Genomic DNA, 14,357 nt, shown 5'->3' with positions numbered 1-14,357 from the left:
GTTCGAGCCCGATACGGCAGCTACGATATTATCTGTTTAGACCAAGCATCAAATGTACATCAACAACTACGATTCATGGCAGGGATTTGGACAATCGAACAGACATCACCTTAATATAGAAAGAGGGTTCCTTATGAACAAACTGCTTTCCTGCCGCTACAACATGGACACCAACCGGGTGGAAGCCCGGTTCGAGGATGGCACCACCGTTGCCATCGACTGCACCGCCATCGAGGACGAGTACGGCAATACTCCGACGCAGCGGGCAGAGTTGGACTGGCTGCTATACAATAAGTCTTTGGAGTATGCCCAGCTTGTGCTGAGAGGGGAGATTGAGCACTACCTGTCACTTGGCTGTGACCATGGAAGAATGGAAGATTGATTGACAAAGTTACATAACAGTTAACACAGCTTGCATTTGCCCTGCAATTTTTCAGAATGGAACGCCCCAAGGGCATCCGGTCTATATCCGGCAGATTTTTCATAAAGAATCTGCCGGGTATTTTTGTTTGTCATAAAGGAAGTCTTGCTTTTTACCACACAATTGGATACAATATAAAAAAGACATTTTGTAGGAGGACACCATGGAGTATATCGGCATCCAGAAGAAAAACGGCGGTGTGGTGGAAGCCCTGCAGCAGGCCATTTTATCTGGGCAGATCCCGGCGGGCACTGAAATGACCCAGAATGAACTGGCAGAGAGTCTCGGTGTCTCTCGGATGCCGGTGCGGGAGGCCTTGATGATTCTTGAATATCAGGGGCTTATCATCCGCCTGCCCAACAATCGGATAAAAGCGGCAGATTTGACCGAAGAGACACTGCGCCAAATTCTGGCATTGGGGGCTCAGTTGGAACGGCAGGCTATGCGTGCGCTGCCACAGGATACTATGTTGGCAGGCGGCGAGATGCTGCAGCACCGTACCCTGCGGACCGTCCTACCCTATCCGCTACATCGCAAGCTGCTGGAGAGCATCCAGGAGACCTACATTGCCTTTGCCGTGAGCGCACGTCCTACGCCGGTGAACGACCGGCTTGCCCGCCTGCTGATGCTGGACCGTCAGGGCTCCCCTGATGTGCCGGATGCATGGAACGCCTATGAAGAAGAACTGCTGCATCTGATTTTAACGATAAGGAGTCAATATGCTGGGACTGAAACCCATTAAGCTGCTGCCTGCCCGCGAGCGGGTAGCTTCCGCTTTGCGGAAAGCCATTATCTCAAAAAGCATCCCGGAGGGCGCAGAACTCACGCTGGAAAACACCGCACAGGAACTGGGCGTGTCGGTCACGCCGGTGCGAGAGGCCTTTCAGATCCTTGCCCGTGACGGTCTGCTGGAAGTCAAGCAAAACAAGTGCGCCATTGTGTTGGGCGTAACGGAAAAAACGATTCGGGAGCACTACCAGCTGCGCGCTGCCTTGGAAGGCACCGCCTGTATGCTCTGCTGCCAGAACAATGCCGACCTGTCCAAAATCAAAAACTGCGTGGATACTGCAGAGGAGGCTCTTTCTCTTCAGCAGGCCGGAAATTATACTGACTACAACCAGTCCTTCCATTTTGAGATCTGGGAAGCTTCCGGCAATGAAAAAATGCGCAACCTTCTCTCGGAGCTGTGGAACGGCCTGTCCATTGGCGTGGAGATGAGCGAGTTGGACTATGCCCTCAACTCCCAGAGCGAGCATAAAAAGATCTATGCAGCGCTGGAAGCACGGGATGCGATGGCCGCACGGGCTGAAATGGAAAAGCACATCCTGCGCAGCATGGACGATGCGCTGACCTATTATTTATAAAATCAGGGAGGACAAGACAGTGTATACCTGTGCGAACTGTACGGTTCTGGCCTGCGCCAACAACGCGCCGGAAAAGATGCCCAAAAACTGCCCCATGCGGAATGCTTCGGTGATGGAGGCCGCCCGCGCCGGCTACGATCTGCCCGAGAATCACGATTTCTACGTCAACTGTTCGGCCATTGAGGGGCTGGGCTACTGTCAATGGCCCCGCCTGAAGGAGACGGTGGAGTTCTGCAAGCGGATGGGCTACCACAAGCTGGGTCTTGCATTCTGCAAAGGTCTGCGGAAGGAAGCCCGCATCGTGGCCGACCTGCTCCGTGCGCAGGGGTTTGAGGTGGTGTCGGTCATCTGCAAGACCGGCGGCATCTCCAAAGAAGAAGTGGGCATCCCGGAAGAGGTCAAGATCCACCCCGGCGAATTTGAGGCCATGTGCAACCCCATCGCACAGGCAAAGCTTCTGAACGAACAGCACACCGATTTCAACATTGAGGTCGGACTTTGTGTGGGACACGACTCGATGTTTTATAAGTATTCGGATGCCATGGTCACAACGCTGGTGGCCAAGGATCGCGTTCTGGCGCATAATCCCTGCGGTGCCATTTACTGTGCCGAGGGGTATTTCAAAAAGCGGCTGGAATAAAAGAAGGATAAAACGTGCGATTTCCATCTGCTTTGGAGATCGCACGTTTTTTGCAGAAGGCGGCGGAGGAAGATTTTCTTGTATCCTACTGTTTGTCTGGCGTGCACAAAAATTGGTACACAATCCGTGCAATGCGACAAAACTCGAAAAAAGGGATTGACAATTCTTTGTTTTGGGTGTATTCTCGTGTCGTCAAGTGGATACATTATCACAGATTAGATATAAAAATTTTAAAAAGACGCTGCCGAGATTCCCGGAATTCTAAGGTTCCGGGCAGATCCTTCCAGAACGAAAAAGGGCTGTGAGGGCACAGCACGGCGGCAAAGACTCTGCACAACGAGGTGCAGCTGGGGCGTTCCGAAAGTCAGGGCTGTTTTGCTCTGATGAAATGGATACATTATATTTCATTAAAGGAGGATCCCCAGTATGTCAGCAGCAACCATCACCCTACTCTTTCTTCTCTTCGCGGTCGTCATGTTCGTGTTTGAGAAGATCCCCCTCGGCGTAACGTCCATGATCGTCTGTATCGGTCTGGTCGTCACCGGCGTTCTGGACATCAAGACTGCTTTTGCGGGCTTCATCGACAGCAACGTCATCCTGTTCGTCGCCATGTTCATCGTCGGCGGTGCCCTGTTTGAAACAGGTACGGCCAACAAGATCGGCGGCATTGTTACCCACTTTGCCAGATCCGAGCGCAGCCTCATCGTGGCTATCATGGTCATCGTTGGCCTGATGAGCGGTGTGCTCTCCAACACCGGCACCGCCGCCGTCCTGATTCCCGTGGTCATCGGCATTGCGGCAAAGTCCGGCTATGCCCGCTCCAAGCTGCTGATGCCGCTGGTGTTTGCAGCGGCCATGGGCGGCAACCTTTCCCTCATCGGCGCACCGGGCAACCTCATCGCCCAGAGCGCTCTGGGTGAGATCGGGATGTCCTTCGGCTTCTTCGAGTACGCCATCGTGGGCCTGCCCATCCTCGCCGTCGGCATCCTCTTCTACGCCACCCTTGGCATGAAGCTGCTGCCCAACCACCCCGTCTCCGATGATGACTCCTTCGGCGGCGAGCAGGACTTCAGCAATGTTCCCAAGTGGAAACAGGTGCTCTCCTTCGTCATCCTCGTGCTCACCCTGTTGGGCATGATTTTTGAAAAGCAGATCGGCATCAAACTCTGCATCACCGGCTGTATCGGTGCGCTGGCTCTGATCCTCACCGGTGTCATCTCCGAGAAAGACGCCCTGAAATCCATCGACCTCAAGACCATCTTCCTCTTCGGTGGTACGCTGTCTCTGGCCTCTGCACTGGATAAGACCGGGGCAGGCGCAGAGATCGCAAACATCGTCATCGGCGCTCTGGGCAAGAATCCCTCTCCCTACGTCCTGACTCTGGTGGTCTTCTTGCTCTGCTGCGTCATGACCAACTTCATGTCCAACACCGCAACCACCGCCCTGATGGTTCCCATCTGCCTGAGCATCGCACAGGGCATGGGTGCCGACCCCCGCGCAGTCCTGATGGCTTGTGTCATCGGCGGCTCCTGCGCTTACGCAACGCCCATCGGTATGCCTGCCAACACCATGGTGGTTTCCGCCGGCGGGTACACCTTCAAGGATTATGCCAAGGCTGGCCTGCCCCTCATCCTCATCGCAACGGTCGTCAGCATGGTGATCCTTCCCATCGCATTCCCGTTCTTTCCGCAGTAAAGCGGACAGGAACGTTGAATATGAGTGAACCAACGCGCAAAATGTACCAAAGCTAAGGAGGCATTGGAATGAACAAACAGGAACAGGTGCAGCAGATGACGACCTATATGGCCAACTTTGTGAGCCATATCGCCAAGGTGCTGCCGGACGACATCATTGCCAAGCTCGATGAGCTGGGCGCACAGGAGGACGCACCGCTGTCCAAGGTCATCTACGAGACCATGAAGCGGAACCAGAAGCTGGCCAAGGAGCTGAACCGCCCCAGCTGCCAGGATACTGGTGTGCTGCAGTTCTGGGTAAAGTGCGGCGTGGACTTCCCCCTCATCGGTGAGGTGGAGGGTCTGCTGAAGGAGGCTGTGGTCAAGTCCACCTTCGAAGCGCCCCTGCGCCACAACAGTGTTGAGACCTTCGATGAGTTCAACACCGGCCGCAATGTCGGCAAGGGCACTCCCACCGTGTGGTGGGATATCATCCCGAACAGCGACAAGTGCGAGATCTACGCCTACATGGCAGGCGGCGGCTGCACCCTGCCGGGCAAGGCCATGGTGCTGATGCCCGGTGCAGGTTACGAAGGCGTGACCAAGTTCGTCATGGATGTCATGACCAGCTACGGCATCAACGCCTGCCCTCCGCTGCTGGTGGGCGTGGGCGTTGCCACCTCTGTTGAGACCGCTGCTCTGCTGTCCAAGAAGGCTCTGATGCGTCCTCTGGGCAGCCACAACGAGAACGAGCGCGCAGCCTATATGGAGAAGCTGCTGGAAGACGGCATCAACTCCATCGGCCTTGGCCCTCAGGGCATGGGCGGCAAGTACTCCGTCATGGGCGTGCACATTGAGAACACTGCCCGCCATCCTTCTGCCATCGGCGTTGCCGTCAACGTGGGCTGCTGGAGCCATCGCCGCGGCCACATCATTTTTGATAAAGATCTGAACTACACCATTGATACTCATTCGGGGGTGACTTTGTAATGCTGACCATCAAAGACGGAAAGAAAATTCTTACCACTCCGGTCTCCGCAGAAGACCTGAAGGACATCCATATCGGTGATGTCGTTTACCTGAACGGCGACCTGACCACCTGCCGCGATGTGGCGCACCGCCGCCTCGTGGAAGAGGGCCGCCCGCTGCCTGTGGACGTGAAGGACGCAGCCATCTTCCACGCCGGCCCCATCATTCGCCCTCTGGAGGACGACAAGTTCGAGATGGTGTCTGTGGGCCCCACCACCTCCATGCGTATGGAGAAGTTCGAGTATGAGTTCGTGCAGAAGTCCGGTGTCCGCGTTATCGTGGGCAAGGGCGGCATGGGCCCCAACACCGAGCGCGCCTGCAAGGAGTTCGGCGCCATCCACTGTGTTTTCCCTGCCGGTAACGCCGTTGTGGCTGCCACTGAGGTGGAGGAGATCGTCGAGGCCCAGTGGCGTGACCTCGGTATGCCGGAAACTCTGTGGCACTGCCATGTTAACGAGTTTGGCCCCCTGATCGTTTCCATCGACGCTGAGGGCCGCAACCTGTTCGAAGAGAACAAGGTCATCTTCAATCAGCGCAAGGATAAGGCCGTCGAGGAAATTTGCAAGCATGTTGGCTTCATCAAATAAGATCCAACTGCGAAGCCAGCGTTGCCTATACCCTGCGGAGAGCAACCATCCATCAAAAGCTTCTTCTCCTAAAATGAACTCACTATCACGTTAATTCTAACAACCATATTTGCTTTCACAGATCCAACAGACTTCTTATCATTTACTCCTATCTTCATTACCCTGCTTATCCTGCTTCTCCGCAAAACACCCCGGATGCTGTCTGCCATATCAGCATCCGGGGTATTGCTATTTGCGGTCAAATATGTGCACGAAAAAAATGCAGACAAAGAAGATCTTGACCGTTCTTTTTGTTCTACACACCTTATATAAAGTTCCTTTGGAAAATTGTATTTTTCGACAAAAGTATAACAAATCCCTTGACAAGCGTGGTCTTTCGGTGTATTCTTTTCTTGTTTATTGGATACATTATCAAATATAAACATTCAAGTGCCACTGCTTTGCATCTGCAAGGTGGAAGTAATCCACAGGAGGACAACCCAAATGAGCCCATTGGAGATCACACTGGTCATCCTGCTTGTAACGATCATCGCCTTTGTATCCGGTAAAGTCCCGTTCTCGGTCATTTCTACCGGCATCATTCTGGCGCTGATCCTCACCGGCATCAAGACCCCTGCCGAGGCCTTTGGCGGCTTCATCAACACGAACGTGGTCATGTTCGTAGCCATGTTCGTCATCGGTGCAGGGCTGACCAAAACGCCCCTGATTGACAAAGCCCAGAGTCTGGTCATCCGCTACAAGGACAATATGCGGATGCTGATCTTTCTTTCCTGTGTGGCAGGTGCGTTTCTGGGCGCCATCACCAGTGCCACCGCAACTGCCGCTATCATGATCCCGCTGCTGGTAGGCATTGCGAACGACATCGGCGTGAGCCGCAGCAAGCTGCTGTATCCTTCTATGGCCTGTGCCAACATTGCCACCCAGATGACCTTTCTCGGTCAGGGTGCTTCCAACATGGCATGGAACGATGTCATGATGCAGGCCGGCGCACCGACACCGCTGCACATCTGGGATTTCACCATTGCGCGCATCCCGATGCTGACCATTGCCATCCTGTACATGACCTTTGTTGGCTATAAGCTGATGCCGGATATTCCCAACGAGCAGTTTTCAGATGCAGCACATCCGGCTTCTGAGAGCGAAAAACTCAGCCCCTTCAAGCGCAAACTGGCTGTCCTGATCGTTCTGGTCTCCATTGCAATGATGCTGCTGGAAAATGTCATTGGTGTCAAGATGTATCTCACTTCCTGCATCGGCGCTGCCGCTCTGGTGCTGACGGGTGTGCTGACCGAGAAGGAAGCCCTCAACTCCATCCACCAGCCGACCATTTTCCTGTTTGCCGGTGTGCTGGCTCTGTCGGACGCCATCCAGACCACCGGTGCAGGCGATGTGGTGGCAGACTGGATGATCCGCCTGCTGGGCGATACTACCAATCCGTACATCATTATGCTGGTGTTCTTCCTTGTTCCCTTCATTCTGACACAGGTCATGTCCAATCTGGCTACCCTGACCATCTTCATCCCACTGGTCACTTCCGCCTGTATCCGCATGGGCGTAGACCCCCGTGCTGCCGTGGTCGGCGTGATCACAGCCAGCTGTGTGTCCATCATGACCCCCATGGCAGCTCCCTGCCAGATCATGATCATCGAGCCGGGCGGATACACCTTGAAGGATTATCTCAAGTGTGGTACCCCTCTGGCGCTCATCCTCATCGTCGTGTCCGTATTTTTCCTGCCGACACTTTATCCTTTTGCCTGATTCTATTTTCCCACCGCAGTAGTATGCGCAAACTGCATATCGTAAATATGCCGTTCTGTTCAGCGTTATTTTTGAAAACCGCAATAAAAACAGCAGAAATTTTTGAGCATCTCATAATTCTGTCAAGAGGGCTGGCACCGTCCGGCCCTCTCTCTTTTTGCCAAAGTTTTCCTTGTGTTTTCTTGCAAGCTGCCGAAAGTATCGTATTTTCAAAACTTTTTGTTGACATGGCTCGATTTTTGTGGTAATCTGTCCCAACCATTTAATATAACATATTTACTTAGAGTTCCAGCTCGGCTCCCGAAGGAGCCGGAGCAAGTTTTTAACTTTCTATCGCTACATAACGAACCCGAACCAAGGCCATCTCGGAAGGGATGGTCAGGTTCAGGTTGTTGTGTGGCGATTTTTTATTGCCAAATCCAGCACCGCACCTTGAAAACCGAAAGACCGTCTGCATGGGATACCCGGCGACGACCCCGCAAGGGAGAGCCGGAAAACGCCGCCGGAAGGGGGCAGGAAAGCCATGCAGGGAGAACGGCGCACCCAATATCAACTGATCAAAATGGCCAGTTGATGTGGTGAATGACACAAAGAGTCATTCACCAGAAAAACCTTATGCGTTACGGCTCACCTCATGTGGACAATTTGTCTACATGAGGTAAACTGTCGCAACCTAATTCAATGTGTTCAAACTGAGCACATTGACTCTGTCCGTGTTACAGCTGACCTCGACTTGACATTTTGTCAAGCCACGGTGAAATCCGGTAAGTGCTGCTTTTTAGTACTTACCAAATGACCGTAACACGGTCGTTCTGTGGTGGGTTACGAAAACCGTAACTCACCACTTGGAAGTGGTAAATGGACAAATTGTCCACTTACCACCCAGCTATAACGCACAGATTTTAGTTGGTGATCATTTTTGATCACCAACCAGACAATCGTAACGCTTTATTGTGCGAAAGTGGCTGTTACCATTTTGATAACCGCCACGCATCTGTAACGTTTGGGCAAATAATGCTTTTCATTATCCACCACACACCCGTAACAACCAAAGGAGGATTTCTATGACAACAGAACAATGGGAACGCGAAAATCAGGACACTCTGATGGAATATTTCATTGATGGCGACCCCAGTGTGCGCAGAATCCAGTGTGAATACTGCCGCAAGGTCATCTACACCCAGACCCGAAACCGCAAATATTGCAGCTTTCAGACCTGCGGTCACAAGATGTTGAATCTGCGGAAAAGCCTTAAAAAGCGTGCCGAACGTGGAACGTACACCTGCGCTTGCTGCGGGGAGCAGTTCTTACCGATCCGGGCAGATGCCAGATATTGCAGCAATGCCTGTCGGCAGAAAGGCTACCGCCAGCGTAAAGCGAATGCTGCTTCTATCCTGTAAAGGGGTGCTTCCCATTTTGGAAAATACCACTTTACCGTAACGCCTAATTGCTCACCCCCAAATCCCCACAGTGGGAATTTGGGCTGTCCTCTGAAATCAAGTTCCGCTTTCCGTAACTTGATTTTAGCCGTAACGAAGCCACCGGAGTTATCATTTTGAGAACTTCGGTTTTATCTGTAACACGTCACCCCCCACTCCGTAAAAATCAGGTGCCGCTACCCGGCACTTGATTTTACCGTATCGCCTCAAGGTCGTTGAAAATCAGGTTGCCAAGAGGACAACCTGATTCTACCCGTAACAGAATCAGTGGGTCAAAATGGCCCACTGAAAAAGCCGGACGAGCTGTCCATCGGGACAGCTTGCCCGGTGCAAGAGTGCAGAGGATGCAGTCCTTTGCCCCAGTGATATGATGCTGTGCGTCATATCCTACTGGGTATTATCTGGCGCAAAACGGCGGCAGATCCAGCAGCTCCGCTGCTGCGCTTTCCCCGCCAAGCTGTTGAAACGGAGGGATGTCTAGCTGAAATTAACACGACACAACGGACGAGCCGGAGCACACGGCACTTACAACCCCAAGCACAATGACCGCAGTTTCAACCTTGCTAACAGTGAGCACATCGACCCGGAACGAGCCAAGGGCAACATCTACTGGGACTGCTATCATGGCATCCGTTCTGCATCCGACAAGGATAAACAGACTGCCGCATTCAGCGATGTGGAGAAGATGTTCTATGAAATCCATTACGCTCACTTTGTGGAGAACCAGAACGCCCGCAATGCGAAGATTCGCCACACCGAGCGCAATCGAACCATAGAGGACTTGCTTGCAGGTAAGAAAACCTGCCCGGAAGAAACCATCTATCAGCTCGGAACGTTGGATGAACACGCCTCCGCAGAGGATTTGCTCAATCTCGTCACAGAGTTCATTGAGGAGTTCAAAGCCAAGTATGGCGAACACGTTCATGTGCTGGACTGGGCACTGCATCTGGACGAAAGCACACCCCACATCCACGAGCGTCATGTGTTCGACTGCGAAAACAAGTACGGCGAGATCGCTCCTCAGCAGGAAAAGGCATTGGAAACACTGGGCTTCGAGCTGCCCGACCCGGACAAGCCCCTCAGCCGCCGCAACAATCGCAAAATCACCTTTGATGCCGCCTGCCGGAAAATGCTGTTTGAAATCGCCAAGCGGCACGGGCTGGATCTTGAAGAAGAAGCGGAGTACGGAAACCGCAAATATCTGGAAAAGCAGGACTTCATCCTTGCCAAGCAGAAGGAGCGGCTTGCCGCTCAGCAGAGCAAGCTGGACGAGCTGACCCTGAAAGTTTCGGATATGGAGACCCTGCTGGACGATGTTTCAGCAGCAGCCTACGACAAGGCGGTGGAGGTCGTGACGGACGTGGTGCGCACTGAGACCCGGAAAGAGGATATGCGGATGATCGAGGACACGAAGAAGTGGGTGCTGTCCCCGGAACGCAAAGCTCCGCAGGCCACGAGAGAGTACGCCGCTCACCGTTTGGACACCGTGCTGGACAAGTTCCTCAAGACTATGCAGACCACCGCTACACGTCTGCAAGAGAAGCTGCTGAAGCCGGAAGTTCGGCAGAAAGGCAAAGAACAGGTCAAGGAGAAAGCACGGGATTCCGTTCTGCAACTGCTGAATCGCTTGCAGGCAGAACAGGCACAGCGGAAGCCATCTGTCCCGCCTACCGCCGAAAAGTCAGAAACACGAGGTGATGTTTATTGAGCAAAGAAGTCAATCAAGAAGAACGTGCTCCCCGAACCGTTGAAGATGTGAAAGAGATGCTGACCAAGCACTCCAATGGAGAGATCCAGCGGACGATCCAAAACTGCATCACGATTTTGCAGAACGACCATGTGCTGGCCGATGCCATCCGGCTGAACCTGTTGAGCGAGCGCATCGACATTGTAAAGCCTGTAGGTTGGCCCCGCTCCGGCAAGACGCTGAGCGACACCGACATGAAGTATATCCTGCGTCGGATGGAGAAATACGGCATTTCCAGCGAAAAGAAGATCGAATCTGCTATCCGTATTGTTGCAAACGAGAACCGCTACCATCCCATCCGGGACTACCTGAACGGCCTGAAATGGGATGGAACAGAACGGATAGCCCACGTCTTGCACCATTTTCTCGGTGCTGCGGAGGACGAGTACACTTGCGAAGCCATGAAGATATTCCTGCTGGGAGCCATCAAGCGGGTGTTCCAGCCGGGATGTAAATTTGAAACCATGCTCTGTCTGGTGGGCGGGCAAGGTGCAGGAAAGTCCACCTTCTTCCGGCTGCTGGCAGTCAAGGACGAGTGGTTCTCGGATGACCTGCGGCGACTGGACGATGACAACGTGTACCGCAAATTGCAAGGCCACTGGATCATCGAAATGTCGGAGATGATCGCCACCGCCAACGCCAAGAGCATCGAGGAGATCAAGAGCTTTCTCAGCAAACAGAAAGAACCCTATAAAGCCCCCTACGAGACCCATCCTGCCGACCGTCTGCGCCAGTGCGTCTTTGCTGGCACGCCCAACCGGCAGGATTTTTTGCCCCGTGACCGCACAGGGAACCGCCGCTTTATTCCCATCCCGGTGGATGCGGAACTGGCTGAAGTCCACATTCTGGACAACGAGGAAGAATCCCGTGCCTATATCGACCAGCTTTGGGCAGAAGCTATGACCATCTACAACAGCAGCGATTATAAGCTGGCGTTCAGCCCTGCCATGCAGGAAACCCTGCAAGCCCATCAGCAGGACTTCATGCAGGAGGATGCGCAGGCTGGCATGATCTACGCCTTTCTGGAGGACTACACGGGTGACCGGGTGTGTTCCAAGCAGCTTTATGCGGAGGCGCTGGGCAACACCAATATCCCGGCAGAGTGGGAGACCCGTGCTATCTGCGAGATCATGAACACCGGAATTTCGCGCGGCGATATTCAAGGCTGGCAGGCGCACAAGACCGCCAAGCGTTACCCGAAGTACGGCGTTCAGAAAGGCTGGGAGCGCGTAACCAGCCCCGAAACCGGGGCTGAAAATTTCTCCGAAATAACGGATGCGGAAGCCCAGCAGCTGGACTTCCCCTTCTGATGGATAGTGGTTACACGTCTGGTTACAGATTCGGTTACAACTCAGTTACGGCGGAAAAGCCGCACGACTGCTACGTTTTCCTCTTTCTGTAACCATGTAACCTTAAAAAGATAAAAAAAGTATAAAGTGCATCGAACGGCCTGTGTGCAGAAAAAGAGAGTTTTCCTACCCGGTTACAGGCGTTCGGTTACAAGGAATTGGAGGTCTGCCTATGAATATGAATCGGCCTGACACGACCGAAGATGTGAAACCTAAAGATTATACGAATAAGTCCTTGCAAAAGGACTCGAACCCGGTTACAATGAAAGCGTCCAAAACTCCTGCCATTGAATCTTCTGACCAGACCAAAGCAGCCAAGCTCGAACCCCTTGTTTACCGGGTAGAGGAAATCGCCCAGCTTTTGGCGATTTCTCCCCGTGCGGCGTACAACCTGTGCAACACCACGAAAGATTTCCGGGTGCTGCGCATCGGCACCAGCATCCGGGTGAACAAGCAGAGCTTCGACAACTGGTTTGCAGCGGTCTGAAGGAGGTAATCTATGGCATCTATCATGAAGCGCGGAGATTCCTACTCCGTCCGTTACAAGTACAAAGACCATTCCGGCAAACCCTGCGAGGGATGGGAAAGTTTCAAGACCAGGAAGGAGGCGCAGGAGCGAAAGATCACGGTCGAGAAAGAACTGCTGGACGGCACGTTCCTCGTCCCCGACACCATGACGGTGGAGGAAATGCTGTACAAGTGGATTCCGATCCAGTCCACCAAGCACAAATGGTCCCCCAAGACCTACACCCAGTCCGTGGCGATGGTGCAGAACCTTATCGTGCCGTATATCGGGAAGCGGAAGGTGCAGGAGCTGCGCACCTATGACATCGAGAAGTTCTATGCCACCCTTGCCAAGACCCCCTGCGGGCAGTATGTGAAGGGTATCAAGCAGAAACTTTCCGAGACGCAGAAAAAGCGGCTGCTGTCCAGCACCTCTATCCACGAAGTCCACACGCTGCTCAAGACCGCATTCTCCTATGCGGTGGAATGGGACTTGATCCACAAGATTCCCCTGCCCCGTGATGCCCCCAAGGTCAATATCGAGGAGCGCACCATCTGGGACGAGAAAACCATGCTGGCAGCGTTGCAGACCATCGAGAACCCTGCCCTGCATTTGGCGGTGCACATGAGCATGATCCTTTCGCTCCGTGAGGGCGAAATTCTCGGCTTGCAGCCGAGTGATCTGGACTTTGATGCCGCCGATGGGCGCGGCACCATCTCAGTCAGCAAGACCATGCAGCGAGCCAACAAGGACGCTTTGGAAAAGCTCGACCCCAATCAGGTCTACCACACCTTCCCAGACAGGCGGGAGGGCAGCAAGTCCTCCCTCATCCTGAAAAAGCCCAAGACCAAGAAGTCCACCCGCATCCTGTATATGACCAAGCCCTTGAAAGAGGAGCTTCTTGCATGGCTTGAAAAGCTCAAACAGGACGAGCAGAACGTCCCAGAGAAGTACAGCAACTGCGGGCAGCTGTTCCGGCTCCCGGACGGCTTGCCCATTGCGCCGGAGCTACTGACAAAATGGTATCGCCTGTGGAGAACCGAACACCCGGAGTTTGAGCAAATCGTGTTCCACGGTCTGCGGCACTCCAGTGCCACCTACCAGCTCTTGCAGTCGGATGGTGACTTCAAGTCGGTGCAGGGCAATACGGGTCACGCCACCGCATCTGTCCTGATGGACACCTACGCCCACACGCAGGACAAGCCCCGGTTGGAGCTGACCGAGAAGATCGAGGCGAACTTCTATTCCCAAGACCTGACCCCGGCAGCACCTCAGCCCCGGCAAAATGAAAAGCCGGCGGCAACAAAAATCTCCGGTAAGGAGATTCTTGAAGCCATCCGGCTGATGGACGCAGACGAACGCAGAGAGTTGACGAGAGCCTTGTTTGCCTAACTTCTCTTCTTTTTATGCAAAGGAAAGCAGGCTGTGCAAACCTTGCGCAGAAAAGCCCCTAATTCGGGCAAATGTGCAAACGGTGTGCAGAAAGTGTGCAGCCGCTTTCCTACATAAAGAAAGAACGCCAAATCTTACGATTTGACGTTCAAAATTTGGTGCACCTCCAGGGACTCGAACCCTGGGCCCACTGATTAAGAGTCAGTTGCTCTACCAACTGAGCTAGAGGTGCATATGGTGACCCGTACCGGAATCGAACCGATGTTAAAGGCGTGAGAGGCCTCTGTCTTAACCGCTTGACCAACGGGCCATATAAAAGTCGGCGGCTACCTATTTTCACAAGCCGTTTCCAGCTAACTATCTTGGGCACGAATGAGCTTAACTACTGTGTTCGGAATGGGAACAGGTGGAACCTCACCGTCATCGTCACCGACCATATGACTAGCTAAGTAT

Annotated in this window: 13 protein-coding genes, 2 tRNA genes and 1 rRNA gene; 13 read left to right on the top strand and 3 right to left on the bottom strand. The window is 53.4% G+C overall.

The window, feature by feature from the left end:
• Nucleotides 1-133 precede the first annotated feature (133 nt).
• The 13 genes from F3G95_RS07625 (at nucleotide 134) to F3G95_RS07565 (ending at nucleotide 13,904) form a co-directional block, all read left to right on the top strand.
• A complete protein-coding gene (locus F3G95_RS07625) occupies nucleotides 134-382 on the top strand; it encodes a DUF6061 family protein (RefSeq protein ID WP_149794486.1) in 249 nt (82 codons plus the stop codon).
• Nucleotides 383-584: 202 nt separating this feature from the next.
• Complete coding sequence (locus F3G95_RS07620) at nucleotides 585-1,163, top strand: GntR family transcriptional regulator (RefSeq protein ID WP_149794485.1); 579 nt, start codon at nucleotides 585-587, stop codon at nucleotides 1,161-1,163.
• The gene (locus tag F3G95_RS07615) at nucleotides 1,141-1,785 is read left to right on the top strand and encodes a GntR family transcriptional regulator (protein ID WP_005940691.1); all 645 of its coding nucleotides are present in this window, start codon (nucleotides 1,141-1,143) and stop codon (nucleotides 1,783-1,785) included. Before F3G95_RS07620 ends, F3G95_RS07615 begins: the two co-directional genes overlap by 23 nt.
• A 19-nt stretch (nucleotides 1,786-1,804) precedes the next feature.
• Nucleotides 1,805-2,425 carry a DUF1847 domain-containing protein gene (locus F3G95_RS07610; protein WP_143406171.1) on the top strand — a complete coding sequence of 207 codons (621 nt, stop codon included), beginning with the start codon at nucleotides 1,805-1,807 and terminating at the stop codon, nucleotides 2,423-2,425.
• A gap of 426 nt (nucleotides 2,426-2,851) precedes the next feature.
• Nucleotides 2,852-4,120 (top strand): SLC13 family permease, encoded by a 1,269-nt coding sequence (locus F3G95_RS07605; protein WP_149794484.1) that lies wholly within the window; start codon nucleotides 2,852-2,854, stop codon nucleotides 4,118-4,120.
• Between the two features lie 68 nt (nucleotides 4,121-4,188).
• Nucleotides 4,189-5,088: a L(+)-tartrate dehydratase subunit alpha gene (ttdA, locus tag F3G95_RS07600; RefSeq protein ID WP_149794483.1), complete on the top strand. Its 900-nt coding sequence runs from the start codon at nucleotides 4,189-4,191 to the stop codon at nucleotides 5,086-5,088.
• Complete coding sequence (gene ttdB, locus F3G95_RS07595) at nucleotides 5,088-5,714, top strand: L(+)-tartrate dehydratase subunit beta (RefSeq protein WP_005940583.1); 627 nt, start codon at nucleotides 5,088-5,090, stop codon at nucleotides 5,712-5,714. The genes ttdA and ttdB overlap by 1 nt, the downstream gene beginning before the upstream one ends.
• Before the next feature lie 483 nt (nucleotides 5,715-6,197).
• Nucleotides 6,198-7,472 carry an SLC13 family permease gene (locus F3G95_RS07590; RefSeq protein ID WP_149794482.1) on the top strand — a complete coding sequence of 425 codons (1,275 nt, stop codon included), beginning with the start codon at nucleotides 6,198-6,200 and terminating at the stop codon, nucleotides 7,470-7,472.
• A gap of 1,064 nt (nucleotides 7,473-8,536) precedes the next feature.
• On the top strand, nucleotides 8,537-8,872 hold the full coding sequence (locus F3G95_RS07585) for a hypothetical protein (protein WP_149794481.1): 336 nt from the start codon (nucleotides 8,537-8,539) through the stop codon (nucleotides 8,870-8,872).
• A 724-nt stretch (nucleotides 8,873-9,596) separates the two neighbouring features.
• Nucleotides 9,597-10,619: a hypothetical protein gene (locus tag F3G95_RS07580; RefSeq protein ID WP_243130322.1), complete on the top strand. Its 1,023-nt coding sequence runs from the start codon at nucleotides 9,597-9,599 to the stop codon at nucleotides 10,617-10,619.
• A 56-nt stretch (nucleotides 10,620-10,675) separates the two neighbouring features.
• Nucleotides 10,676-11,968, top strand: a complete 1,293-nt coding sequence (locus F3G95_RS07575) for a virulence-associated E family protein (RefSeq protein ID WP_243130320.1) — start codon at nucleotides 10,676-10,678, stop codon at nucleotides 11,966-11,968.
• 211 nt (nucleotides 11,969-12,179) lie between these two features.
• Complete coding sequence (locus tag F3G95_RS07570) at nucleotides 12,180-12,494, top strand: helix-turn-helix domain-containing protein (RefSeq protein WP_149794479.1); 315 nt, start codon at nucleotides 12,180-12,182, stop codon at nucleotides 12,492-12,494.
• 12 nt (nucleotides 12,495-12,506) lie between these two features.
• Nucleotides 12,507-13,904 carry a site-specific integrase gene (locus tag F3G95_RS07565; RefSeq protein ID WP_149794478.1) on the top strand — a complete coding sequence of 466 codons (1,398 nt, stop codon included), beginning with the start codon at nucleotides 12,507-12,509 and terminating at the stop codon, nucleotides 13,902-13,904.
• A gap of 156 nt (nucleotides 13,905-14,060) precedes the next feature.
• On the opposite strand, the gene F3G95_RS07560 is transcribed toward F3G95_RS07565, so the two are convergent.
• The 3 genes from F3G95_RS07560 to rrf all read right to left on the bottom strand — a co-directional run bounded on the left by F3G95_RS07560 (nucleotide 14,061) and on the right by rrf (nucleotide 14,338).
• A tRNA-Lys gene (locus F3G95_RS07560) sits at nucleotides 14,061-14,136 on the bottom strand.
• Between the two features lie 3 nt (nucleotides 14,137-14,139).
• A tRNA-Glu gene (locus F3G95_RS07555) sits at nucleotides 14,140-14,214 on the bottom strand.
• A 7-nt stretch (nucleotides 14,215-14,221) separates the two neighbouring features.
• Nucleotides 14,222-14,338: ribosomal RNA gene (gene rrf, locus F3G95_RS07550) — 5S ribosomal RNA — on the bottom strand.
• Between the last annotated feature and the right edge of the window lie 19 nt (nucleotides 14,339-14,357).

The organism is Faecalibacterium sp. Marseille-P9312, assembly GCF_902497445.1.
GTDB lineage: Bacteria > Bacillota > Clostridia > Oscillospirales > Ruminococcaceae > Faecalibacterium > Faecalibacterium longum.
Note: the sequence above shows the minus strand (reverse complement) of the source record. Positions and strands in the feature narration are given on the sequence as shown.

Bases quoted from the DNA above. Each gene is read 5' to 3' on its own strand.
- F3G95_RS07585 (WP_149794481.1), top strand. From the start codon at position 8,537: ATGACAACAGAACAATGGGAACGCGAAAATCAGGACACTCTGATGGAA.
- F3G95_RS07620 (WP_149794485.1), top strand. From the start codon at position 585: ATGGAGTATATCGGCATCCAGAAGAAAAACGGCGGTGTGGTGGAAGCC.
- ttdB (WP_005940583.1), top strand. From the start codon at position 5,088: ATGCTGACCATCAAAGACGGAAAGAAAATTCTTACCACTCCGGTCTCC.
- F3G95_RS07580 (WP_243130322.1), top strand. From the start codon at position 9,597: ATGTTCTATGAAATCCATTACGCTCACTTTGTGGAGAACCAGAACGCC.
- F3G95_RS07565 (WP_149794478.1), top strand. From the start codon at position 12,507: ATGGCATCTATCATGAAGCGCGGAGATTCCTACTCCGTCCGTTACAAG.
- F3G95_RS07590 (WP_149794482.1), top strand. From the start codon at position 6,198: ATGAGCCCATTGGAGATCACACTGGTCATCCTGCTTGTAACGATCATC.
- F3G95_RS07615 (WP_005940691.1), top strand. From the start codon at position 1,141: ATGCTGGGACTGAAACCCATTAAGCTGCTGCCTGCCCGCGAGCGGGTA.
- F3G95_RS07605 (WP_149794484.1), top strand. From the start codon at position 2,852: ATGTCAGCAGCAACCATCACCCTACTCTTTCTTCTCTTCGCGGTCGTC.
- ttdA (WP_149794483.1), top strand. From the start codon at position 4,189: ATGAACAAACAGGAACAGGTGCAGCAGATGACGACCTATATGGCCAAC.
- F3G95_RS07570 (WP_149794479.1), top strand. From the start codon at position 12,180: ATGAATATGAATCGGCCTGACACGACCGAAGATGTGAAACCTAAAGAT.
- F3G95_RS07625 (WP_149794486.1), top strand. From the start codon at position 134: ATGAACAAACTGCTTTCCTGCCGCTACAACATGGACACCAACCGGGTG.
- F3G95_RS07575 (WP_243130320.1), top strand. From the start codon at position 10,676: ATGCTGACCAAGCACTCCAATGGAGAGATCCAGCGGACGATCCAAAAC.